The 23,007-nt window shown below is 70.9% G+C and carries 23 protein-coding genes; 4 read left to right on the top strand and 19 right to left on the bottom strand.

Annotated features, from left to right (window positions below):
* Positions 1-222: 222 nt before the first annotated feature.
* Positions 223-1,251 (bottom strand): LacI family DNA-binding transcriptional regulator, encoded by a 1,029-nt coding sequence (locus FHU36_RS22250; protein ID WP_185085847.1) that lies wholly within the window; start codon positions 1,249-1,251, stop codon positions 223-225.
* Positions 1,252-1,458: 207 nt separating this feature from the next.
* On the bottom strand, positions 1,459-1,959 hold the full coding sequence (locus FHU36_RS22245) for a MarR family winged helix-turn-helix transcriptional regulator (protein ID WP_312891737.1): 501 nt from the start codon (positions 1,957-1,959) through the stop codon (positions 1,459-1,461).
* Between the two features lie 66 nt (positions 1,960-2,025).
* Here FHU36_RS22245 and FHU36_RS22240 point away from each other — a divergent pair, with 66 nt between their 5' ends.
* Both FHU36_RS22240 and FHU36_RS22235 read left to right on the top strand, forming a co-directional pair.
* Positions 2,026-2,448: a MarR family winged helix-turn-helix transcriptional regulator gene (locus FHU36_RS22240; RefSeq protein ID WP_185085846.1), complete on the top strand. Its 423-nt coding sequence runs from the start codon at positions 2,026-2,028 to the stop codon at positions 2,446-2,448.
* Between the two features lie 261 nt (positions 2,449-2,709).
* The gene (locus tag FHU36_RS22235; protein ID WP_185085845.1) at positions 2,710-4,290 is read left to right on the top strand and encodes an endonuclease/exonuclease/phosphatase family protein; all 1,581 of its coding nucleotides are present in this window, start codon (positions 2,710-2,712) and stop codon (positions 4,288-4,290) included.
* 338 nt (positions 4,291-4,628) lie between these two features.
* On the opposite strand, the gene FHU36_RS22230 is transcribed toward FHU36_RS22235, so the two are convergent.
* Together FHU36_RS22230 and FHU36_RS22225 are read right to left on the bottom strand one after the other, a co-directional pair.
* Positions 4,629-4,856, bottom strand: coding sequence for a hypothetical protein (locus FHU36_RS22230; protein ID WP_185085844.1), 228 nt, complete (start codon positions 4,854-4,856; stop codon positions 4,629-4,631).
* 172 nt (positions 4,857-5,028) lie between these two features.
* The gene (locus tag FHU36_RS22225) at positions 5,029-6,060 is read right to left on the bottom strand and encodes a hypothetical protein (protein WP_185085843.1); all 1,032 of its coding nucleotides are present in this window, start codon (positions 6,058-6,060) and stop codon (positions 5,029-5,031) included.
* 123 nt (positions 6,061-6,183) lie between these two features.
* Here FHU36_RS22225 and FHU36_RS22220 point away from each other — a divergent pair, with 123 nt between their 5' ends.
* Complete coding sequence (locus tag FHU36_RS22220; RefSeq protein ID WP_185085842.1) at positions 6,184-6,963, top strand: helix-turn-helix transcriptional regulator; 780 nt, start codon at positions 6,184-6,186, stop codon at positions 6,961-6,963.
* A 231-nt stretch (positions 6,964-7,194) separates the two neighbouring features.
* On the opposite strand, the gene FHU36_RS22215 is transcribed toward FHU36_RS22220, so the two are convergent.
* From FHU36_RS22215 to FHU36_RS22180, 8 genes are all read right to left on the bottom strand, one after another.
* Positions 7,195-7,770 carry a dihydrofolate reductase family protein gene (locus FHU36_RS22215; RefSeq protein WP_185085841.1) on the bottom strand — a complete coding sequence of 192 codons (576 nt, stop codon included), beginning with the start codon at positions 7,768-7,770 and terminating at the stop codon, positions 7,195-7,197.
* Positions 7,771-7,893: 123 nt separating this feature from the next.
* Positions 7,894-9,171, bottom strand: coding sequence for an RNA polymerase sigma factor (locus FHU36_RS22210; protein ID WP_185085840.1), 1,278 nt, complete (start codon positions 9,169-9,171; stop codon positions 7,894-7,896).
* Positions 9,172-9,181: 10 nt separating this feature from the next.
* On the bottom strand, positions 9,182-9,514 hold the full coding sequence (locus tag FHU36_RS22205; RefSeq protein ID WP_221496753.1) for a YciI family protein: 333 nt from the start codon (positions 9,512-9,514) through the stop codon (positions 9,182-9,184).
* Positions 9,515-9,710: 196 nt separating this feature from the next.
* The gene (locus FHU36_RS22200) at positions 9,711-10,382 is read right to left on the bottom strand and encodes an HAD family hydrolase (RefSeq protein ID WP_312891736.1); all 672 of its coding nucleotides are present in this window, start codon (positions 10,380-10,382) and stop codon (positions 9,711-9,713) included.
* Positions 10,372-11,451, bottom strand: coding sequence for an ABC transporter ATP-binding protein (locus FHU36_RS22195; protein WP_185085838.1), 1,080 nt, complete (start codon positions 11,449-11,451; stop codon positions 10,372-10,374). The genes FHU36_RS22200 and FHU36_RS22195 overlap by 11 nt, the downstream gene beginning before the upstream one ends.
* On the bottom strand, positions 11,448-12,308 hold the full coding sequence (locus FHU36_RS22190) for an ABC transporter permease (protein WP_185085837.1): 861 nt from the start codon (positions 12,306-12,308) through the stop codon (positions 11,448-11,450). The genes FHU36_RS22195 and FHU36_RS22190 overlap by 4 nt, the downstream gene beginning before the upstream one ends.
* A gap of 10 nt (positions 12,309-12,318) precedes the next feature.
* Complete coding sequence (locus FHU36_RS22185; RefSeq protein WP_185085836.1) at positions 12,319-13,131, bottom strand: ABC transporter permease; 813 nt, start codon at positions 13,129-13,131, stop codon at positions 12,319-12,321.
* On the bottom strand, positions 13,131-14,249 hold the full coding sequence (locus FHU36_RS22180) for an ABC transporter substrate-binding protein (protein ID WP_221496519.1): 1,119 nt from the start codon (positions 14,247-14,249) through the stop codon (positions 13,131-13,133). Before FHU36_RS22180 ends, FHU36_RS22185 begins: the two co-directional genes overlap by 1 nt.
* Before the next feature lie 135 nt (positions 14,250-14,384).
* On the opposite strand from FHU36_RS22180, the gene FHU36_RS22175 reads away from it, so the two are divergent.
* Positions 14,385-15,116, top strand: coding sequence for a GntR family transcriptional regulator (locus FHU36_RS22175; RefSeq protein ID WP_185085834.1), 732 nt, complete (start codon positions 14,385-14,387; stop codon positions 15,114-15,116).
* A 292-nt stretch (positions 15,117-15,408) separates the two neighbouring features.
* Here the strand turns inward: FHU36_RS22175 and FHU36_RS22170 are convergent, their stop codons facing one another.
* The 7 genes from FHU36_RS22170 to FHU36_RS22140 all read right to left on the bottom strand — a co-directional run bounded on the left by FHU36_RS22170 (position 15,409) and on the right by FHU36_RS22140 (position 23,007).
* The gene (locus FHU36_RS22170; protein ID WP_185085833.1) at positions 15,409-16,245 is read right to left on the bottom strand and encodes a GntR family transcriptional regulator; all 837 of its coding nucleotides are present in this window, start codon (positions 16,243-16,245) and stop codon (positions 15,409-15,411) included.
* Between the two features lie 129 nt (positions 16,246-16,374).
* Positions 16,375-17,733 carry an aminopeptidase P family protein gene (locus FHU36_RS22165; protein ID WP_221496518.1) on the bottom strand — a complete coding sequence of 453 codons (1,359 nt, stop codon included), beginning with the start codon at positions 17,731-17,733 and terminating at the stop codon, positions 16,375-16,377.
* Positions 17,726-18,574 (bottom strand): ATP-binding cassette domain-containing protein, encoded by an 849-nt coding sequence (locus tag FHU36_RS46470; RefSeq protein WP_185085832.1) that lies wholly within the window; start codon positions 18,572-18,574, stop codon positions 17,726-17,728. Before FHU36_RS46470 ends, FHU36_RS22165 begins: the two co-directional genes overlap by 8 nt.
* Complete coding sequence (locus tag FHU36_RS46465; protein WP_185085831.1) at positions 18,571-19,386, bottom strand: ABC transporter ATP-binding protein; 816 nt, start codon at positions 19,384-19,386, stop codon at positions 18,571-18,573. Before FHU36_RS46465 ends, FHU36_RS46470 begins: the two co-directional genes overlap by 4 nt.
* Positions 19,383-20,372 (bottom strand): ABC transporter permease, encoded by a 990-nt coding sequence (locus FHU36_RS22150; protein WP_185085830.1) that lies wholly within the window; start codon positions 20,370-20,372, stop codon positions 19,383-19,385. The genes FHU36_RS46465 and FHU36_RS22150 overlap by 4 nt, the downstream gene beginning before the upstream one ends.
* Positions 20,372-21,331, bottom strand: coding sequence for an ABC transporter permease (locus tag FHU36_RS22145; protein WP_185085829.1), 960 nt, complete (start codon positions 21,329-21,331; stop codon positions 20,372-20,374). Before FHU36_RS22145 ends, FHU36_RS22150 begins: the two co-directional genes overlap by 1 nt.
* Before the next feature lie 2 nt (positions 21,332-21,333).
* On the bottom strand, positions 21,334-23,007 hold the full coding sequence (locus FHU36_RS22140; RefSeq protein WP_185085828.1) for an ABC transporter substrate-binding protein: 1,674 nt from the start codon (positions 23,005-23,007) through the stop codon (positions 21,334-21,336).

Genomic DNA, 23,007 nt, shown 5'->3' with positions numbered 1-23,007 from the left:
CGCCTCCAGGTTGCCCGCGCCGTTCGGGGGACGCGGGGGGCCGTGCCGGCCCTGACGGTGTCGGCGCGGATCTTCGTGTCAGCCGGATGGGAAAACGTATTCCGCAGTTTGCACGGACGTAACGGGAGCGTCAAGAGTGGTGCTCCCGCACCCGACCTGCTGCCGTCACCCGCCCGCACGACCGTGGGCCGGGCGGGTCCTTGCCCGGGGCGGGAAAGCGGTTCAGCGGGAGCGGGTGCTCTCGCGGATCACCAGGTGTCCTTCGACCCGCAGCCGCCTCGGAGCCGGAGCCGGAGCCAGGGCCAGCCGGATCGACTCCGTGCCGGTGTCCGCGAGGGGGAGCGCCACGGTCGTGAGCCGGGGTGTCACGTCGGCGGCGAGCTGGATGTCGTCGACTCCCGTCACGGACACGTCCGCCGGAATGCCGATCCCGGCGGCCCGGAACGCGGACATGGCGCCGATGGCGATGGTGTCGTTCGCGGCGAGAACGGCGTCCCGGCCGTCCAGCCTCTCATCCGCCAGCAGCCGGGCCGCGTCGAATCCGCCCTGGCGGCTGATCTCGCACCACAGGATCCGGATATCGCGCTCGTCGACCCCGCCGGCCTGCAGCCCTTCGACGAAACCGGCGACGCGGGCCGACATGTTGCCGAATTCCCGCCGGCCGCCGAATATCGCCACCCGCCGGTGCCCGGTTGCGGCGATGTGGGCCCCCGCGAGCCGCCCCGCGCCGTGGTTGTCGAACCCGATGGAGTCGAATGCCCCGTCCGTTTCGCCGACGATGACCACTCGCCCGCCCTCGCGTTCGTAGGCGCGGAGTTCTTTGGACAGGCGCTCCTCCAGGGGGTCGGCGCGAAACCGGTTGGAGGTGAGGACGAGCGCGCGCGGACGCAGCGCGCGGAGCAGGCGGACGGTCTCGATCTGCCGCTCGGGTGCGCCCATGGTGGACGAGACGGTGACGAACGCGCCGACGGTGCGCGCCTCACGCTCCATGGCCGCGACGATCATGCCCATCGACGGCGTGGTGAGGTCGTCGGCCACGAGGGTGATCGCGTCGCCCGCCCGCTTCATCGCCCTGGCCGAGGCGTCGGCCGTGTAGCGCAGCGCGGCGGCGGCCGCCAGGACGCGCGCCTCGTACTCGGGCGCCACCTTGCGCGCGCTGCCGCCCAGCACCCGGGACGCGGTGGAGATCGAGACTCCGGCCGCCGCGGCTACGTTGTGCAGCGTGACCGTGGGCCTGGCCGCATGGGGCATCCGCGTCCGTCCTTTCCCCGGAGACCGGCCGGTGACGAGCGTAGTGGAAGCCGTCCCGCCGGGGGCGGCGCGGGCTGGGGCGTGGAAACCCGTGCGAGCGGGGCCGGAAGGTGAATCGCCAAGCGACAGCGTCGCGACCATGCGCGTGGCCGCACGGTTGGGGCGGCTGGAATCCCCCGGATTCATCCGTGGGGAGCGCTTCAAATCTCAGCGGGTGACCGCTGTCAGGGACTCCACGAACCGGGCGAGCAGGCGCGAGAACGCGGCACGGTCGGCGGCCGGCCAGTCGCTCATGGCCTCGGCGTAGATCTGCTGCCGGAAGGCGTGCATCTCGGCCGACAGGCGCCGCCCGGCCGGCGTGCGCACCAGCAGGGCCCTGCGGCCGTCCGCCTGGTCGGCCTCACGCCGCACCAGGCCTGCCGCCACGGCCGCGGCGACCAGTTTGCTGGCGCGCGGCTGGTCGATGTTCAGCGCCGCGGCCACGCTGGTGACGGTCGCGGCGTCGCCTGCTTCCTCGGCCTCCTCGATGACGTCCAGCACCTCGGCGCCGGCCCCCGGCGCGGCGGTCGCCGCCTCCCGGCCGTCGCCCTTGCCGGTCGGCCGGCGGACCGCGGCAAGCCGGGCCAGGGTCCGCCGGCTCTGACTGCGGCGGATGGTCACCATGGCGCGTTCGACCGTCTCGACGTGCTCGTCACCGTTGTGCTCCACGATCCAGAAGTATATGCTCCCGGACACTACTTGCTAAAAGACATCTAGATGCGAGAGGTTATGCGAATGGAGCGACCCATCGGCTACTGGCTGAAGCACCTCGACCGGCTCATCGAGGCCGCGGCCGAACGCGTCTTCGCCGAGGAGCGGCTCAGCCGCAGGCACTGGCAGGTCATGAACGTGCTGCACCGGTCCCCGAAGACCGCGGCGAACCTCGCCGAGGAGTTGCGCCCCTTCTGGGGTCCCGGTGCGATCACCCAGGAGGACGTCACCGGCGAACTGGTCCGGCGCGGTCAGCTCAGCCAGGACGGCGCGGGCCGCTACACGCTCACGCCGGACGGCCGGGCAGGACACGCCGCGGTTCGGGAGAAGGTGAACGGCGTCCGGTCCGCACTCCTCGCCGGCCTCACCGAAGAGGACTACGACCGGACCGTTCACGTCCTGCGGCACATGGCCGACAACCTGGAACGCGCCGCGGAGGGCAGGTGATGAGCGGCTGACAAGCACATGCGGGAACGCATGTCATGACGCCGCGGCACGACGACCATCCGTTCCGCGGCGCACCACTCCTCGCGCATGCTGGCCGGGCTGCCGGGAGTCGCCCCGTTTGAGCTAACGCTGTGCGCACCTGTACAGACAAATCCGCTCCACAAAAGCGTCTCAACAGGAATATCAATAGTCGATCTGTGTACACGCGTCCTTTACCCGCACACACGATGCTGCTCCTGACTCTTACGATCAGGAGCACACATGCGACTCATCCTCCCGGCCGCGACCGTGGCCCTTACCGCGCTCGCGCTCGCGGCGGCGCCCGCCGGGGCCGTCTCCCTCTCGGCCACGCCCATCCCCGCCACCGCCACCGCCCCGGACGGTACGCTGAGCCTGACCTCCGCCACCGTCGGAGCCGGTGAGCCGATCAAGGTCTCGTACTCCACGCCCAGGCCGCACCCGAAGAACTGGATCGGCCTCTACACCGACCCCGGCAACGGGCCGGTCGAGGAGAAGTACGTCGGCCCCTCGTTGAAGTGGGTCTACATCCCCGACGCCACCGGTACCGCGACGCTGCCGACGGATGGCCTGGAGCCCGGCGACTACGTCGTCTACGCACTTGCCGCCGACGGCTATGCCTGGCTGGCCGCACCCGCGAAACTGAGGATCGTGAGCAACGAACCGCCGCGCTTCGTCACCGGCGCCTTCACGCTGCGCAACGCCCGCGCCGGCAGCCCCTACACCGCCACTGTCAAGGGGCTGGTCCGGGGGAGCGTGGACCGCTTCGCCAAGGTCTCCGGCCCCGCCTGGGTCGAGGTGGCCGCCGACGGTTCGATCACCGGTACCCCTCCGGCCTCCGCCTCGGCGAAGACAGCCACGTTCGAGGTGGAGGCCCGCGCCGCGAACGGCGAGCCGGCCACCGCCACCGTGCGCGTCCGGATCCGGCCAGCTGGCGCCCCGCTGGTGCCAGAGCTCAAGGCGCTGAGCTGGAACCTGTGGCACGGCGGCAGCCAGGTCCGGGACAGCCGTGAGAAGCAGCTCAAGTTCCTGCTGGACCGCGACATCGACGTGGTCGGCGTGCAGGAGAGCAGCGGCACCGGCACCAAGGCGCTCGGTGAGGCGCTCGGCTGGGACTATTTCCAGGCCGGCCCTGACCTCGGCGTGCTGAGCAGGTACCCGATCACCGCGCGCGGGCCGCTGCCGTCGGAGTCCGGGCTGCCCATGTCGAACGTCCGCATCCGCATCGACGAGCGCCGTGGCTCCGAGGTCGCGCTGTGGAACGTCCACCTCGGCTACACGCCCTACGGCCCGTACGACGCCTGCTTCGGCAAGATGCCGGTGGATCGGCTGCTCGCCCGCGAGGCCGAATCGGGGCGTGCCCGCCAGATCGAGAGCATCATGACGGCCATGTCCGCCGACCTGAAGGCCGCCAGCCGGACCCCCGTTCTGCTCATGGGCGACTTCAACGCGCCGTCGCACCTCGACTGGACCGACGCCAACCCCCACTGCGGCTACGGCTACGTCCCCTGGCCCACGTCTCGTATGCCCGCCAAGGCCGGCATGCGCGATACCTTCCGCGTGGCCAACCCCAACCCCGCCGCCGAGCCGGGCATCACCTGGTCACCCATCTACAAGACGTTCACCGGCGGCTACGGCCACGACTCCCACGCCGGCAAGCCCGAGCCGCAGGACCGCATCGACTTCATCCACGTCAAGGGCCGGCTGAGCGTACTGGCGTCGGACGCGGTCGTCGAGGGCACGCCCCAGCCGATCCCCGGCCACCAGGACAACGCCTGGACCTCCGATCACGCGGCCGTCCTGACCGTCTTCCGCGTCCGCTGACCAGAACTCCGCAACGGCCGGTGAGGAGGCGTGCCGCCTCCTCACCCTCGTCCGAGCCCATGCCGTTCGTTGAGCACCTTTGGCGGTCAACCATGCCGGCCCCGCTCCGGGAGCCGCGCCTGCGGCCGGCAGGCAGGCGCCGCTGGGTCCCGGGGGCTGTGTGGTGATCACGCCTGTCATTCGGCGTCGTACGAGCGCTGCGCATCGGTCCGTGCACCCGTGCGCGCCAAGCGCACCGGCCGGCAACCGTGCTGGCTGGGCGGCCTCCACGCGTTGCCGCGAGGCGGTGCTACCGGCACCGCTGAGCCAGTCGGCCGGCTGGCTGGATTGTCCGCCCCTCAGCGGTGGGGCAACTGCGGGTACACCACGAGGAAGAAGACGACGAGAGCCACGACGGCGAGGATGACCTGCGTCCCGAGGCTCAGGTCGTCCTCGTCGCCGTTGCGGCGGGCACGCCATTCGTCGCGATCGCGTCTGCGCGACGACTCGTCGGTGGAGCGCCGGACCATCTCACGCTGGTGGTCTATCCGCCGCGAGCTTTCCCGCTGGTAGTCATCGAAAGGCATCTGCTCACTCCTTCTGAGTCGCACCGCCTGGAGCCGGACTGACACGGAACGTCATCACGCGGTAACGTTAGGGCTGAAAGTCGCCGAGGTGCAGCCCCGATTCGACGGACTCGCCCTTCGACGCGAAGCGACCGTCCACAAACGACCGGCTGCCCCGGCCTCAGAGACGCACCTAATCGCGGCCGTAAATCCGGAGACGGAAGTTCCACTGTCCGGAGTTGTCGGACAGATCGGGGTCGTTGACACCGAACAGCAGCCGGACGGGCAGGGCGTCGGTCCAGAGCACGCATCCTCCGAGAGCCGTCGCCTGCACGGGATCGCCCACCCAGCCGGCCGGGTTGTTGTTGAAGCGCAGGACGGGCGACAACTCGAACAGGTCGGGGTACGGCCAGCCGGAGGCGGCCGCCGGTCTGTTGGTGCCGTTGGGACCGTGGTCGGCGAAGAAGTAGTCCATGCGGGCCCTGCTCGCGTAGTCGGGTTCGAGGCGCAGGACGTCCCCTTGCCGCAGGAAGTTGCCCGGCGTGGCCCCCAGGGGGAAGCTGCCGAAACTGCCGTTGCCGGCGACTCCCAAGGAGGTGTCGGCCCGGTCCTGCGGCCCGGTCGCCGGCAGGTTGCGGCTGCACCGGTCCATGGGACCGGTGGTCGGGGCGGACGCCTTCCAGATCAGCACACGGAAGGTCCAGGCGCCGTGGTTGTCGCCCGGCCCGGGGTCGTTCACGCCGAAGGAGAACCTGGCCGGGGCGTTGTCCCGGAAGACCGTGCACCGGTTGAACGCAGTCGCCTGCTGCGCGTCGCTCGTCCAGCCTCCGGGGTTGTTGTTGAAGCGCAGCACAGCCGAGTACTGGGCCAGACCAGGGAAGGGCCATCCCTGCGGCGCGGCCTGCCCGTTGCCGTCGGGGCCGAGGCTGCCGCCCTCCCAGTCATCGGGATCCACTCGCGAACTCATGTCCGGGATGATCTGGAACACGTCACCCGGCTCGATGATGTTGCCCGGGTTGCGGCCCACGGGAACCCCGCCGCCGCCGTTGCCCCAGACGAGCAGGTGCGGGATGTCGTGGTTCGCGACCTGGCCCTCGGCACACCGGCGCATCGCGTCCGGGGTGCCGGCGTGGGCGGGCACCGCCGCCACCGCCGTCAGCGTGGTGGTGACGAGCAGCGCGGCTCCCGCCAGGCGTGATCCGAGACGGACAGCTCCTCGCTTCATGCGGGCTCCTTTCATGGGATGACGCCCCCACTGTCCCGCCGGTCGGCCGTGCCGATGAATACGCAGAAGTGCGTACTTCCGATTCGCCGTGCCAGATGGTAGCCGTTCATGCACAATGCGCTCATGACGTCATTGTTCAGGGAGGATGGCAGACGCATTCACGACCTGGCGATGGACATCCTCACGACGAGGGAGCCCGTACGCGTCTGGCCCCTGCTGATGGAGCGGCTGACGAAGGACCTGCCGGGAGATCTGGCGGTGCTCATCGACCTGGATTGGGCGGCGGGCACCGGGCACGCGCTGACCGGATCGCCCGACTGGCTGCACCAAGCACCGCTGGACGCCCTCATCCACTCCCACATGCGCGCGCACCCGCTGCTCGGCCACTACGCTCGAACCGGAGACCGAACACCTCTGGCCATGGACGACGTCGCCGACGGCGACTGGTGGAGGAGCGAGGCATACCGCGCAGGCAGGGAGGCGATCGGCATCGACCGCCAGCTCGCCCTGCCTCTGAACTCCCTACCCGGTCAGATCCGCGGCGTCATCCTGAGCCGCGATGGCACCGGCTACAGCGGCCGGGATCTCGAATACGCCGCTCTCGCGCGTTCGCTCCTCGACACGGTCGAAGCGCACGAGAAGGTCGTGTTCCGCCTGCCCGCGCTCGCGGACCCGGCCGAGTACAGGATCACCCTGCGCGAGATGGCGGTCCTGATGCTCCTCAGCGAAGGGCTGACCGCATACGCCATCGGCCGCCGGCTCAGCATCAAGGAGGCGACGGTGAACAAGCACAAAGAGAACCTCTACCGCAAGCTCGGCGTGCACGACCGGGTGATGGCGGTGCAGAAGGCCCGCTCGCTCGACCTCCTCCCGTCCGGCCGCGCCGACCCGCCGGGCGCCTGAATCCATCGCCCTGCCACGAAGGCCCGGACGTCGGTCCGCTGGACATACCGGCCCGGAGTGGAGGCGCCGCGGCCGATTGCTTGCGGCCGTTCGCGTGGTCCACTCCGGAGCAGCATCACAGCAGACGGCGACAGGTTCCGCGGCGCTCCCCGCGCCTCGACGCGTGCGAGGCCGCGCTTCGGCAGAGAACCACGCTTCTCCTGCCGCCGTTGCCGCCTATGGGTCGACCTGTCAGGTCAAGGCGTAGACCACCTTCACCAGGCCGTCCGGCAGTTGCCGGACATCGCGCAGTTCGAGCGCGTGACGTCGTTGTGCCGTGCCGAAAAGAGCCTTGGTGTCACCGGCGATCAGCGGGTAGACGATGAGCCGCAACTCGTCCACCAAGCCTGCGTCGATCAGGCTCGCGGTGACACGAGCGCCGCCCATGAGGTAGATGTCCTTGCCGGGCTGCTCCTTCAGTTCGGCGACCTCGTCGGACTTGCGGAGGAAGCGCGTCTGCGGCCACGCGGCCGACCGCAGGCTGGTCGACAGCACGTAGTGCGGGGTCTGAGCGGCGAAGTCGGACCACTCGATCTCGCCCTGTGCCGGGGTCTTGCCGGTGAGCGGGTGAGGCTGGTCCGGCTGGGCCTTGAGCGCGGTCCAGTACTGCTCGTAGCCGGGGTACATGCCTCCTCCGAGCACGACCGCGTCCACCTGCTGGGTCAGGCCGTAGTCCTCCGACCAGGCGGGGACCCAGTCGGCGTAGCCTTCTGGTCCCTCCACCTTCCCGTCGAGGGAGATCTTCAGTCCGGCGATCAGTTTGCGCATGTCCGTCTCCTGAAGGAGTCGTGGGCCGGGGTGGCTTGCCCCGGCTGGTGGTTTTGCCCGACTGACGAACGAGCGCGCGCAAATCGACAGCTCCCGCAAAGAATCTTCCGAGCGTTTTTCGGATCAGCCGCCGAGCGTGAGAGCCGCCAGCCGCCGCAGGAGGAAACGGCGTTCGCTGTCGGTGGTGACGAGTTCCAGCGCCTGGCGGTAGGCGGCCGCGGCCTCATCGCAGCGGTGCAGGCGGCGCAGGAGGTCGGCGCGAGTGGCGGGCAGCAGATGGTAGCCGGGCAGGGCTCCGGACGCCTCGAGTGACTCGACGAGGTCCAGGCCGGCCTGCGGGCCGTGGGCCATCGCGACCGCGACGGCCCGGTTCAGTTCGACCACCGGTGACGGCACCAGGCCGGTCAGCCGCTCGTACAGCAGGGCGATCTGCTCCCAGTCGGTGTCGGCGGCGTCTGCCGCGGTGGCATGGCAGGCCGCGATGGCCGCCTGGACCTGGTACGGGCCCGGTCGCCCGCGGCGAAGGGCAGCCTCCAGCAGGCGGACGCCTTCGGCGATCTGACGGGTGTCCCAGCGGGCGCGGTCCTGCTCTTCCAGGGGCACCAGGTCGCCTGCGTCGTCCAGCCGGGCGGCGCCCCGTGCGTCGTGCAGGAGCATCAGCGCCAGCAGGCCGACGACCTCGCTTTCGCCGGACATGAGGCGGACCAGCAGGCGGGCTAGGCGGATCGCCTCGGCGGTCAGGCTCGCACGGATCAACTCGGCGCCGCCGGTGGCCGCATACCCCTCGTTGAACAGCAAGTAGAGCACGCCCAGGACGGCCTGCGTGCGCTCCGGCAGCAGAGGGGCCGGCGGCACCCGGTACGGGATGCCGGCGTTGCGGATCTTGCGTTTGGCACGCACCAGGCGCTGCGCCATCGTCGGCTCCGGCACCAGGAACGCCCTGGCGATCTCGGGCGTGCCGAGCCCGGCCAGGGTGCGCAGGGTGAGCGCCACCCGCGCATCCAGCGCCAGCGCGGGATGACAGCAGGTGAAGATCAGCCGCAGCCGATCGTCCTGCACCCCGCTGCGAGAGGCGTCATCGCCATCGAACATCTCCTCGGCGAGCTCGGCAGGCCCGGGCTCGCCGCGCGCCATCACCGCCACCTGCCGCAGCTTCGCCGCGGCGACGGACCGGCGGCGCAGCCGGTCGGTGGCGCGATTGCGGGCCGTGGTGGTGAGCCAGGCTCCGGGGCTGTTCGGGACGCCGTCGCGCCGCCAGTTCGCCAGCGCGAGCTCGAAGGCGTCCTGGGCGCACTCCTCGGCGAGATCCCAGTCGCCGGTCGCCCCGATCAGGGTCGCGACGATCTGCCCCCAGTGCCGCCGGAACGCCTCGGCGGCTGCCCGTTCGACCTCCTCGCTCATTCCCGGTCACTTACTCTTGCCACACAGGCCTGATCTCGATCACGCCGTGCGCGGCGAACGGGTGCCGGGACGCGGCCTCGACCGCCGCGTCGAGGTCGGCGCACTCGATCAGGGCGAACCCGCCGATCTGCTCCTTTGTCTCCATGAACGGCCCATCGCTGATCAGCACTTCGCCGTCGCGGGTCCGCACGCTGGTGGCGTCGTCGCTCGATCGCAGCCGCTCGCCGCCCAGGAGGACGACCCCGCTGCGTTCCATGTGCTCGATCCAGTCGATGTGACCGGGGAGGCGGGCGATCTCCGCTGGGCCGAGGGGGGCGGACTCGTCGTCACAGATGATCAACATGTAGCGCACAAGTCCTCCTGAACAGCACGGATGCAAGGCTCCCAACCCTAGATCCGCCTCCGACCCGCGGCAACGGTGCCCCGACATCCGAAGCCCTCGCCGCCGTACGGCCGTCCGTGGCCAGGAGGACCGTGCCCATGCCTCCTCTGCCGAGCATGTTCAACAGCCTGTAGCGTCCGATCTGGTTCACGACGGGTCAGCCAAGCGACATCGAGTGCAGATCGGGCAGTCCCGTGGAGGGGGAGACGACCAGCACCTTGCAGCCCGCGGCGGTGGCGGCGGCGATGCCCGTGGGGCTGTCCTCGACGGCCACGCAGCGGCGCGGGTCGGCCTCCAGCAGCCGGGCCGCCTCCAGGTACGGGTCGGGGTGCGGCTTGCCGCGCGGGGTGTCCTCGGCGGCGAGGACGACCGCGAAGCTGTGGTCGAGCGAGGGCAGCACCAGCTCCACGATCGAGCGGGGGGAGGCGCTGACCAGGGCGGTGGGGATGGCCTCAGTCGTGAGTGCCCGCAGGAGCTCGGCGGCGCCGGGGACGACGCGCACCCCCTGCCTGATGCGGTCGGCGAACGACTCGGTGAGCCGCTCGGCGACCGCCTCGACCGCCTCGACCGCGTCGGGGGCCGGGGGCGTGAGCAGGTGGGCGGCCGTGTCCTCGACCGTGCGGCCGAGGACGTACGGCTCGTCGGCGCGGCCGAGGGTGCGCCCGAGCGAGGCGGCCACATCGGCCGTGGCCTCCCACCACAGGCCCTCGGTGTCCACCAGCGTCCCGTCCATGTCGAACAGGACGGCGTCGGGAACGGCGCCGGGCGGCGTGGAGTCAGGCGGGGGGCCAGGCGGGGCCGAGGGGGGCGAGACGGAGTCAGGCGGCACCCGCGGGGTCCTTCGCCGGGGTGGGCACCGGCGTGGCGGTGCTGCGCGGCGCGACCAGGACGGGCCGTTCGACCAGGCGGACGGACACACGCGTGCCCGGCGCCAGCCGTACCGCCTCGTGCCCGGGGACGTCGGCGAGGACCTCGCCGCCCTCCATGGACAGCCGCAGCCTGACCGAGGCGCCACGGAAGGAGGCGGCGATCACCTCTGCCCGCCCGTCGTCCGAGGGGGTGACGAGCACGGCCTCCGGCCTGATGAGGACGTCGACGTCCAGGCCCTCCGCGGTCCCGTCGATCGGCAGGAGCTGGCCGAACACCGTCACCTGGTCGCCGGAGACGCGTCCCGGCAGGTGGTTCATCGTGCCGACGAACTCGGCCACGAACGGCGTGGCGGGCCGGTCGTAGACCTCGGCGGGCGTGCCGCACTGCTCGAGGCGCCCGCTTCTCAGGACGGCGACGCGGTCCGCGACCGACAGCGCCTCCTCCTGGTCGTGCGTCACGAAGATCGTGGTGATCCCCAGGTCGAGCTGCAGGCGCCGGATCTCCTCCCTGAGGGCGACGCGGACCTTGGCGTCCAGAGCAGAAAGCGGCTCGTCGAGCAGCAGCACCCGCGGCGACAGCGCGAGCGCGCGAGCCAGGGCGACGCGCTGCTGCTGGCCGCCCGACAGCTGATGCGGATAGCGGTCGGCGTGCGAGGGCAGGCCGACCAGCTCCAGCAGTTCCTGCGCCCGCGCCCGGCGAGCGGCCTGCGGGCTCTTGCGGACCCGCAGGCCGAAGGCGACGTTCTCGGCCGCGCTGAGATTGGGGAACAGCGAGTAGGACTGGAACACCATGCCCGCGTCACGCTTGTTGGCGGGCACGCCCGTGATGTCCTTGCCGTCCATCAGCACCGCGCCCTCGTCGGGACGCTCGAACCCCGCCACGCAGCGCAGCGCCGTCGTCTTGCCGCAGCCCGAGGGGCCGAGCAGGGCGACCAGCTCGCCGGGCTCGATCGTGAGGTCGAATCCGTCGAGCGCGACCGTCTTGCTGAACACGCGGCGCAGGCCCTTGAACTCCAACCGGGCGGTCATTGGCCCTTCTTTCGTGAAACACCGGACACGGTGAGCAGCAGCAGCCAGGTCAGCAGGAGGCTGAGCACGGAGACGGCGACCGACAACTGCCCCTTGGATCCTGAGATCGTGACGATCCAGACGGCGAACGGCTGGTAGCCGAGGATGCTGGCCACCGTGTACTCGCCCAGCACCAGGGCCAGGGTCAGGAAGGCGGCGCTGGCCAGCGCGGAACGCAGGTTGGGGACGATCACCCTGAACATCACGTGCGGCCACGACGCGCCCAGGTTGCGGGCCGCCTCGACCAGCGTCCGCACGTCCATCGTGCGCAACCCCGCGTCCAGCGAACGGTAGACGAAGGGCAGCACGAGCATGACGTAGACGAACACGAGCACGAGCGGGAAGTCCTGGTTCTGGACCGCGTTGAGCGTGGCCCAGAACGGCGTCGGCGCGAGCACCTCGCCGCCGACCTGGAGCGACCTGCTCACCCCCGCGACGAACGTGATCGGCGGCACCACCAGCGGCAGCGTGCAGATCACCTCCATGACGGGCCGCAGCCCCGGCACCGCCAGCCGTACCGCGATCATCGCGGGCAGCGTGAGCAGCAGCACCAGCACGATCGTGGCCGCGGCCAGCCCGAGGGAGAGCAGCAGGCTGGGCAGGAAGCCCTCGGCCGTCCACAGCTCCACGTAGGGGGCGAACGACACGCCCGTGGTCTCGTTGTAGATCGTGAACCAGAAGGACGCGGCGAGCGGGACGAGGAAGTACAGGGCCGCCGACGCGAAGACGAACCCGCGCCAGAGGCGGCGCCTGCCCGGACGGGGCGGCGCGGCAGGGGGGGCCTCGGGGACCGGCGCGACGGGCGCGAGCGTGGTCATGCCGTGGACCTCACTGGAGCCATCGGGTGCTCCTCCTCTGCAGTGGCAGGTAGATCGCCATGACCAGCGCGGCGACCAGGACCATGTCCAGGCTGAGCGCGAGGCCGATGTTCTCGAAGCCGGTCTGCACGTCGCCGGAGAGCGCGGCGGCGATCTTCAGGGTGACCAGCGGCAGCACGGTGCCCGCGCCCATCGCCGAGGCGGTGGCGTACGCGGCGAACGCCGAGCCGAACAGCAGCACCACGCCGCCGAGCAGCCCGGGGGTCAGCACCGGCAGGGCCACGTACCGCCAGTACTGCCAGGTCGTGGCGCCGTTGTTGGCGGCGGCCTCGCGCCACTGCGGGCGCAGGCCGTCCAGGGCCGGCGCGATGACCAGCACCATGAGCGGCACGGAGAAGTACAGGTAGACCAGCGCCAGGCCCCAGAAGGTGAACAGCGAGCCCGAGGGCAGGCCCAGCAGCCCGCTGATCACGCCCGAGTTGCCGAGCGTGGCCACCCAGAAGAAGGCCAGCGGAACGCCGCCGAAGTTGGCCAGCACGCCCGAAGCGGTCAGCACGGCCTCCCGCAGCGCCGTGGAGCGCGAGGTGACCACGGCCTGGGCGAGGAACGTGCCCAGCACCGCGCCCAGCACCGCCACCATGGCCGACAGCTTCACACTGTTGCCGAGCGCGAGCAGGTAGCCGCCCTGCAGGGTGAGCGCCAGGTTGCCGAACCCCGGCGAGCCCTCCACGGTGAAGGCCCCCGCCACCATGGCGATGGCGGGGATCCCGAAGGCCAGCGTGACGAAGGCGAGCAGCGGCAGCGCGCCGAGAGTGCGCCTCATCAGCCCGCGACAGCCGCGTCCCAGGTCTTGGCCAGGTCGTCCTTGGCCTTGGTGACCTGGTCCTCGGTCGGGAACTTGGCCTCACCCTCGACCGGCGGCAGCTTGTCGGCCAGCGCCTTGTCGATGGTGCCGTCGGCGGTCATCGAGGGCATCAGCACCGGGCGGGCGCCGCCCTTGAGCCACAGGTTCTGGCCCTCGGCGCTGTAGAGGAACTCCATCCACAGCCGCGCGGCGGCGGGGTGCGGAGCGTCCTTGTTGATCGCCTGCACGTAGTACTGGGCGTAGACGCCGTCGGACGGCACCGCCACCTGGAAGTCGAGGCCCTTGGGCAGGAACTGCTCGCGGTAGCCGGCGTTGAGGTAGTCCCAGTCGATGCTGATGGGCGTCTCGCCCTTCTCGACCGTGGCGGGCGTGGACTCGACCGGGTTGAAGTTGCCGACGTCCTTCAACTTCTTGAAGAACTGCACGCCTGGGGCGATGTCGTCGAGCGAGCCGCCCTGGCCCAGCGAGGCCGCCCACACGCCGGCGAAGGCCGAGCCCGACTTGTTCGGGTTGCCGTTCAGCGCGACCTTGCCCTTGTACTCGGGCTTGAGCAGGTCGGCGAAGGTCTTGGGGCAGGTGCCGATCTTCTTGGCGTCGCAGCCGATGGAGACGTAGCCGCCGTAGTCGTTGACCCACAGGCCGTTCGGGTCTTTCTGGCCGTCGGGGATCTTGTCCCAGCTCTGCACCTTGTAGGCCGCGTACAGGCCCTCCTTGGCGCCGCTGAAGCCGAAGGCCTGGCCGACGTCCAGCACGTCCGGCGCGCGGTCCTGGCCCTTGCGGGTCTTCACCGCGTTGATCTCGTCGGCGCTGGAGGCGTCCGGATTCTCACTCTCGATCTTGATGCCGTACTTCTCTTCGAACTTCTTGATGATCTCGCCGTAATTCGCCCAGTCGGGCGGAAGGGCGATGACGTGCAGGTTGCCCTCCTTCTTGGCCGCCTCGACAAGCTTGTCGAGGCCGCCGAAGTCGGCGGCAGAGGTCGCCGTCGCGGCGTTCACCCCACCCGTCGTCGTCTGCGTCTGGGTGGTCGGGGCGGCGCCGCACGCCGCGGTCACTACCGTTAGAGCTGCGATCAAGCCTGCGATGCGAGGTGCGGACACGTCGCCTCCACTCTCTGGGGTGTGGCTAGAACCTAGGGGAACTTGTACAAACAAGGCCAGACCCAGTTAGTCGCATATACGTTGCTTTTTTATGAACAGGAGGGGTCGTGAATGGCCGCGCGCTATGAACACATCGCCGCTGAGCTGCGTGACGAGATCCTGACAGGTGTTCACCCTGTAGGGTCGCAGTTGCCTTCGGAGGCGGAGCTCGCTGCGCGCTATTCGGCGGCCAGGGGCACCGTGCGGCAGGCCGTGGCCGTACTGGCCGCGGAGGGCCTGGTCGGCTCGCGCCAGGGCGCGCGGCGCATCGTGCTGGGCGGGGAGCGCAGCCAGAGCTTCGCCGAGTTGCACAGTTTCGCCCAGTGGGCCAGGTCCAAGGGGCACGCGGTGGGCGGCGAGGTGCTCGGCCAGCGGCGCCGCAGGGCGGGTCCCGCCGAGTCGGTCAGGCTCGGCACGGCCGAGGTGCTCGAGGTGCTCCGGCTGCGCACGCTGGAGGGCGAGCCGGTGCTGCTGGAGCGGACCGTCTACGCCTCGTGGATCGCCCCCGCCGTCGAGGAGCTGCCGCCCGACTGCGAGTCGGTCACCCAGGCGCTCTACGACAGGGTCGGCCTGGTCTTCGCCTACGGCGAACACCTCATCGACGCGGTCGCGGCCGGCACCGAGGACGCCCGCCTGCTCGGGGTCCGGCGCGGCAGCCCGCTCCTGCGCCAGCGCAGGATCACCACCACGCAGGAGGGTCGCCCCGTCGAGTGGTCCGACGACCGCTACAGGGCAGGCAGCGTGGCCTTCAGCATCCGCAACTCGATCGGCGCGAACCCGCTCACGCGGCTTGCGCTCCCATGACTTCGAACACATGCTCGAAATAGCGCCCGACTTCCCCGTGGCTCAGCAACAGACCCGGAGCCACGGGGAGAAGAAGCGTCTTGAGCAGCTGTTCACCCTGGTCAACAGCCTCAAGGGCGTCTCCGCCCGCTGCAGGAGTACGGCGCTCACGTCCGCGCATACCTGTGGGGCCGGCGCGCTGATCACACGAGTGCGCGGTCAGGGCACGCTCAGGACCCGGGGGCGATCCGGTCCGGAGGGGTGGCCGCGACGCATGAGGAGCCGAACGGGATCGTGCTCACCGGCGGGCACGTCAGGCGGGGGCGGGTCCGGTGGGCGCAGGTTCGGGTCCGCCGGCCCACAGGCCGCGCACGTGGCCGATGTGGCGGCGCATCAGCAGCTCGGCTCCGGCCGGGTCGCGGGCCTCGACGAGGTCCAGCAGCTCGTGGTGCTCGGCGGCCGAGCGGCCGAGCCTGCCGCTCTCCAGCAGCGGCACCAGGCCGGGCAGCCGGGTCTGCGTGCGCAGCCCCGAGACCACGTCCACCAGGAACCGGTTGCCGCTGTAGCCGAGCAGCGTCAGGTGGAAGACGTGGTCGGCCTCGATGTAGCCGACCAGGTCGGCCCGCTCGACCGCCTCGACGATGTCCTGGGCGAGCGTCCGCAACCGGGGGAAGTCGTCCGCCGGGATCACGGCCACCGCGTCCCGCACGGTCGGCGGCTCGATGAGCAGGCGCACGGCCGCCAGGTTGTCGAGGTCCTGCTCCGACACCTCGGTGATCCGGAAGCCCTTGTTCGGATGTGGTACGACCAGGCCCTCCTTGACCAGGTCGAGCATGGCCTCACGTACGGGGGTGGAGGAGACCCCGAACTGCGCTCCGAGGGTGGGAGCCGAGTAGATCACGCCGGGTTCGAGCCTGCCGGAGATGATGGCGGCGCGCAGGGCGTCCCGGATGCGGTCGCGCAGGTGCTCCCGCCGGCCGATGCCCCGCGCCTCCGGGCCGAACGCCCCCGCACCGCCCACGCCCGCACCGAACGCCCCCGCGCCGACCGCGCTCGCACCGAACGTGCCGCCGGGAGCGTTGGCGGTCGCCGGGGCGGCCGCGGGCTCGGCGCGCGAGCCCGCGGCGCGGGAGGTACGGGAAGACGTCATGACGGACCCCTGCTGAGGACGGTTTCGGTGTGTCGGTGTCGCGAGGTGTCGCCCGATGCCGCCAGGAGTCCGGTGCCGGCCGCGATCGGGCGGCCGGCTCGGGACGCGGGTGGCGGGCGCGGGCGGATCCTACCCCGCGCAGGCGGCGGCCATCCACCTTTCCAGGCCGCCCGCGTCCAGCGGCAGTGCCCCGGACAGCACCCGCATGCCCTCGCCGGTGACCAGGAGGTCGTCCTCGATGCGTACGCCGATCCCGCGCAGCTCCGGCGGCACGGTCAGGTCGTGCGCGTGGAAGTACAGTCCCGGCTCCACCGTGAGCACCATGCCGGGACCCATCACGCCGCCCTGGTAGGCGTCCTCGGCGGCCCGGGCGCAGTCGTGCACGTCCAGGCCCAGGTGGTGGCCGATGCCGCAGACGAGGTAGCGGCGGTGCTGCTGACCCTTGTCGGACAGCGCCTCGTCCACGGAGACCGGCAGCATCCCCCAGTCGTCCAGTCCGCGCGCGATCACCTCCATGGCGGCGTGGTGGAAGTCGGAGAACCGGCGGCCGGGGGCCACCGCGGCCAGCCCGGCCCGGTGTGCCTTCTCCACCAGGTCGTGCACCTGCCGCTGCACCGGGGAGAAGCTGCCCGACGCCGGGAACGTCCGGGTGACGTCCGCGGTGTAGTAGCTGTTCACCTCGACGCCCAGGTCGAGCAGCAGCAGCTCGTCCGGCAGCACCGGCCCGTCGCAGCGCACCCAGTGCAGCGTGGGCGCGTGCTTGCCGCTGCCGACGATGGACGCGTAGCCGGGGCCGTTGCCGTACGCGCGGGCGTGGCGGTCGAAGGTGCCCTGCAGCCACCGCTCACCGGGCCCGGCCACGGCGGCCGGGATCTCCCGCAGGACCGCGGCGAAGCCCTCGACGGTGCGGTCCACGGCCTGGCGGAGCTGGTCGACCTCCCAGTCGTCCTTGTACATGCGCAACTCGGCCAGGGTCCGCCGGACCTCCTCGTCCGGGCCTGAAGCAGCGCCCGAGTCAGCGCCCGGGACCAGGTCGGCCGGCAGCTCCGAGAGCGGCCGGACCTCGACGCCCAGCGCCCGCGCCCAGTCGTCCGGCCCCGGCGCGGCACCGACCCACAGCTCGCCGTACCTGGCGTCCGTCCAGAACCCCGGATCGCCCGGGTAGACCGGCGGCGGCACGTACAGCGTGGCGTCGGCGCCGCGCAGCACCACGACCGCGTGCTCGATGCCGCAGCCCGTCACCCACGCGAAGTCGCTGTCCGGGCGGAAGTCGTAGTCCGTGTCGTTGCTGCGGACGGGGGCCCGCCCCGCGGCCAGCACGATCGTGCGGCCGGGCAGCGCGGCGGCGAGCCGGGCCCGGTGGGCGGCGGCGGCCTCGGCGGCGCCGGGGACGACCGGCGGCGTGCGGTCGGGGGTGCCCCAGCCGGTGTTCATGTGGTCGACGAAGGCGGGGATCTCGGACAGCTTGGGCGGCTTGCCGTCAGGCACCGGTGGCTCCTGTCGTGTCGTGGTCGCGGGCCGCCCTCCTGCGGCGGTCCCACTCGGGGTCGATCCGCGGGATCGCGGCCAGCAGTGTCCGGGTGTAGGCGTCCTGCGGCTCGGCGAAGACCTGGCGGCAGGGCCCCTGCTCGACGATCCGGCCCTTGCTCATGACCGCTACCCGGTGCGCGATCCGCCGTACCACCGCAAGATCGTGGGCGATGAAGATGTAGCTGAACCCGCTCTCCCGCTGCAGCCGGCCCAGCAGCTCCAGGACCTGCGCCTGCACCGACACGTCCAGTGCGGACACGGCCTCGTCGCAGATCACCAGCCTGGGATCGACGGCGAGCGCGCGGGCGATGCCGATCCGCTGCGCCTGGCCGCCGGAGAACTGCGCCGGATAGCGCTGCGCGTGGTCGGGGTTCAGGCCGACCCGCTCCATCAGCTCCCTGGTGTACGCCCGGCGCCCGCCTCGGGGCGCGATGCCCTGGTAGTCGAGCGGCGCCATGAGGATGCGCTCGACCGTGTGCCGGGGGTTGAGCGAGGAGAACGGGTCCTGGAAGACGACCTGCACGTTCGCGCGGTAGCGGGCCAGGCTCGCCCGGGTGGCGCCGGTGACGTCCTCGCCCTCGAACTCCAGCGTGCCGGAGGTGGGCTGCACCAGCTTGGCGACGATCCGCGCAGTGGTGGACTTGCCGCTGCCGGACTCGCCGACGACGGCGAACGTCTCGCCCGGCAGCACGTCGAAGCCCACGTCGTCCACGGCGGTGAACTCGGCCTTGCGCCCGTACGGGCCGCGCACGGCGAACCGCTTGGTCAGGCCGCGGGCGCGCAGCAGCACCTCACTCACAGGATCACCTCGTCGGCCGGAAGGTCGTCGTCGATGCGCGGGATGCTCTCCAGCAGCATCCGTGTGTAGTCGTGCCGGGGAGCGGCGAAGACCTGCTCGGCGGTGCCGTACTCGACCTGCTCGCCGCGCCGCATCACCAACACCCGGGTGGCGATCGAGCCGATCACGGCCAGGTCGTGCGTCACGAAGATCATCCCGGTGCCGGTCTCCCGCTGCAGGCCGGCCAGCAGGCGCAGGATCTGGGCCTGCACGGTCACGTCCAGGGCGGTGGTCGGCTCGTCGGCGATGAGCAGCGCGGGGGAGCAGACCAGCGCCATGGCGATCATGATGCGCTGCCGCTGCCCGCCGGAGAACTGGTGCGGGTAGTGACCTGCCCGCCGCTCCGGCTCGGGGATGCCGACCTGGGCCAGCGCCTCGACGACGACCTTCCTGGCCGCCTTCGCGGAGCCGCCGCGGTGGGCCCGGTACATCTCCTCGACCTGCAGCCCGACGGTGTAGTACGGGTTCAGCGACGACAGCGGGTCCTGGAAGATCATCGAGACCCGCTCGCCGCGGATCCGGCGCATCTCCCGGTCCGTCCGGCCCAGCAGCTCGGTGCCGTCCAGCCGGACGCTGCCCTTGGTCGTCGCGCCGCGTGGCAGCAGTCCCATGACGGCCAGGCTGGTCATCGACTTGCCGGAGCCGGACTCGCCGACGATGCCGACGGTCTCGTCGCGGCCCACCGTGAACGACACGTCCTTGACCACGTCCACCGGGCCGCGGCTGGTGGGGAAGGTGATGGTGAGGTTCTCCACCTCGAGCAGCTCGCTCATCGGACCCTCACTCTCGGGTCGAGGCCGGTGTAGAGCAGGTCGACCACGACGTTGCCGACCACCACGAAGAACGCCGCCAGCAGGGTGACCGCCATGATGACCGGCTGGTCGTTCTTGGCGATCGAGTCGGCGGCCATCTTGCCGACGCCGTTGAGGCCGAAGACGGTCTCGGTGATCAGCGCGCCGCCCAGGAGCGCCGCGAAGTCCATGCCGAAGATCGTGGCGATGGGGGTGAGCGCGGGCCGCAGCGCGTGCCGCCGCAGGGTGAGCGCGGGACTCAGGCCCTTGGCGCGGGCCGTGCGCATGAAGTTCTCGGCCAGTGTGTCGATGACGTTCGACCGGGTGAGCCGGGCGTAGAGGCAGGCGTACCCGGTCGCCAGGACCAGCCACGGCATCAGGTACGACTGGAACCACAGCACCGGATCGTCGGAGAAGGGCACGGCCGAGGGGAACGGCAGGATCTCCAGCTGCACCACCAGCACGTACTGCAGGGCCAGCGCGAGCACGTAGTTGGGGACACTGGCGCCGCCGAGGGCCAGGCCCATGGCCGCGCGGTCCCACCAGGAGCCCTCCTTGACGGCGCTGACCAGGCCGGCGGTCAGGCCGATGAGCAGCCACAGCACGGCCGCGCCGACCGCCACGGTGGCGCTGACCGGGAGCCGGTCGAGGATCATCTCCCACACCGACTGGCTGGTCTGGAAGGAGTAGCCGAGGCAGGGCGCCGGGCAGTGCACGAGGTTGACGCCGGTTCCGTAGTCCCGCCCGGCGAACAGCCCGAGCAGGTAGCCGCCGAACTGCGCGACGAACGGCTCGTCCAGCCCCAGGACGGTGCGGATCTGCTCGATCCGCTCCGGCGTGCAGGTCTTGCCGCAGATCATCAGCGCCGGGTCCGGCGACAGCTTGAAGAAGATCAGGTACGTGAACAGGCAGACCAGGAACAGGATCATCGCCAGCCCGGCCAGCCGGCCGGCGAGGTAGCGGGCCATCAGGACGCCTCCCCGGCGTCGGCGGCGGCGCGGACCCGGTCCCCGAGCACGGTCAGGGACAGCACCGTGAGGAAGAGGAAGGTGCCGGGCACCGCGAAGTACATGGGGTCCATGGCGTACCAGCTCACCGAACTGGCGATCATCTGCCCCCAGGAGGGCGTGGGCGGGCTGACGCCCACCCCGAGGAACGACAGTCCGGCCTCGGTGCCGATGTAGCCGGGCACGGCCAGGGTGGTCATGACGATGACGGAGTTGCGCAGGTTGGGCAGGATCTCCTTGAACACCAGCGCCCCGGTGGAGGCGCCCGACGCGCGGGCCGCCTCGACGAACTCCCGGTTCGCCAGCGTCAGCGTCTGCCCGCGCACCAGCCGCGCCAGGTACGGCCAGCCGAACAGGGAGATCACCGCGACCAGCAGGACCGACCGGTCACCCGAAGGCAGCGACGACAGGATCGCGATCATGAAGATCAGCGCCGGGAAGGCCATCAGGAAGTCCATGATCCGGCAGATGACCTGGTCGACCCACCCCTGGTAGAACCCGGCCAGCATGCCGAAGACCACGCCGAGCAGAGTCGTCAGCACGGTCGCCGACAGCGCGATGAGGAACGACACGCGGGCGCCGTAGGCGATGCGGGCGAGGATGTCGCGGCCGTTCTGCGGCTCCACGCCGAGCAGGTGCTCGGCGCTGATCCCGCCGAACGAGCCGCGCGGCAGGCCGCCGAGGTCGGAGTTCACGGCGGCCGGGTCGAAGGTGTTCGGGCCGTGACCGGTGAGCGCGGTGATCAGCGGCGCGCAGATCGCCATCAGCACGACCAGGGCGAGGAACCCCGCGCTGAGCACGGCGCCCCGGTCGCGCAGCAGGGCGCGGACGATCCGCCGCCCCTCGGTGGGGGGCGCGCCGGGCGCGTCCCCCACCGAGGCCGCCGCCTTCGCCTCGTGCGAGGGTGTGGCGATGGCCATGCCTACTTGCTCGCGTCCTTGAGGCCGACGGAGACCAGGTCGATGCCGCCGGAGTACGAGTCGTGCAGGTAGGCGCCGGCGATGTTGGCGCCGGTGACCGTCACGTTCTTCTCGTACAGCAGGGGCACGAGCGGCGCCTTCGCCATGATCTGCTTGTCCAGTTCGGCGTAGGCCGCGTTCGCGGCGTCGACGTCGGCCATCGCGGCGATCTCGTCGATCCTCTTGTTGATCTCCGGGTCGTCGATCTGGGCGAGGTTCGTGTTGCCCTTGTCGAAGATGTTGCGGCCGTCGAACAGCGGCGGCAGGAACGTCGCACCGGACGCCCAGTCCGGGCACCAGCCGGTGATGGCGGCGTCGTGCTGCCGGGAGGGGGTGCCGATCACCTCGTAGAAGGTGGACGTGTCGATGTTGTTGATCTTCACGTTGATGTTCAGCGGCTTCAGCGACTCCTGGATCGCCACCGCCATGCCCTGCTGCCGGGGTACCGGGCGGACGTCGAGGGTCAGGTCGAAGCCGTTCGCGAGCCCCGCCTCGGCCAGCAGCCGCCGCGCCTTGTCCAGGTCCGTCGGGTACAGGTCGTAGTCCACCCGCCCGACGATGGTCGGCGGCTGGATGGCGGTGGCCCTGGTCGCCAGCGCGGTGCCGCCGTCGCCCGACACCACGTTGTCCTTGTTGATCGCGTGGTTGACGGCCTGCCGGACCCGCACGTCGCCGAGGTTCTTCTTGGTGGTGTTCAGGCTCATGTACGTCGTGCAGCCCATGTAGCCCGACAGCGTGCGCTCCTTGTAGCGCGGGTCCTGGATCCGGGCCACGGTGGCCGGCTGGATCGCGCTCGCGATGGCGTTCGCGTCCGTGCCCTGCCCGGCGAGCATGCGCTCGTCGATCGTCGCGCCGTCGAGGCCGAAGGTGAACTCGAAGGCGTCCGGCCTGGCCGCGCGCACGGTGTCGGTGGCGGCCTTCCAGTGCGGGTTGCGCACCAGCTTCAGCTTCGAGCCGCGCTGGTAGCTCTCCACCTTGTACGGGCCCGAGGCGATCGGCTTGCTGTCGAACGCCGCGGCGGCGCCCGTGCCTTTCGGGAACGGCACGAAGTTCGGCTGGGTGAGGGCGCTGGGGAAGTCGGCGAACGGCTTCTTCAGGTGGAAGACGACCGTCTTGGCGTCCGGTGTCTCGATCGTGTCCAGGTCACCGGACAGGTACGGGCCCTTGTAGTCCTTGGGCGCCTCGATGAGCAGCTTGGCGTACGGCGAGCCGATGCCCGCCTCCGGGTCCCAGGCGCGCTGGACGCCGAACTTGACGTCCTCGCTGGTGATCGGCTTGCCATCTTCGAAGAAGATGTCGTCCTTGAGGGTGAACGTCCAGGTCTTGTTGTCGTCGGACGGGGTGCCGGTGGTGGTCGCCAGGTCGGGGACGATCTTCGTGCCCTCCGCGCCCTTGCCGGCGCCGAAGGTGGTCAGGCCGCGGTAGATGAGCCGGTAGAAGTTGTTGACCCCGCCGTCCCAGCCCCTGACGGGGTCCAGGTGGGAGTAGTCGGCGGTGAGCAGGACCTGGACGGTGCCGCCGGAGGCGGACGCCGTCGCCGGGGAAGCGGCGGTGGACGCGGGCTTGCCACCGCCGCACGCGGTCACCGCCAGCGTGGTGAACACCGCGATGCTGGCCAGAGCGGCCGATCTCCTCAT

Source organism: Nonomuraea muscovyensis, from assembly GCF_014207745.1.
Taxonomy (GTDB): domain Bacteria; phylum Actinomycetota; class Actinomycetes; order Streptosporangiales; family Streptosporangiaceae; genus Nonomuraea; species Nonomuraea muscovyensis.
Note: the sequence above shows the minus strand (reverse complement) of the source record. Positions and strands in the feature narration are given on the sequence as shown.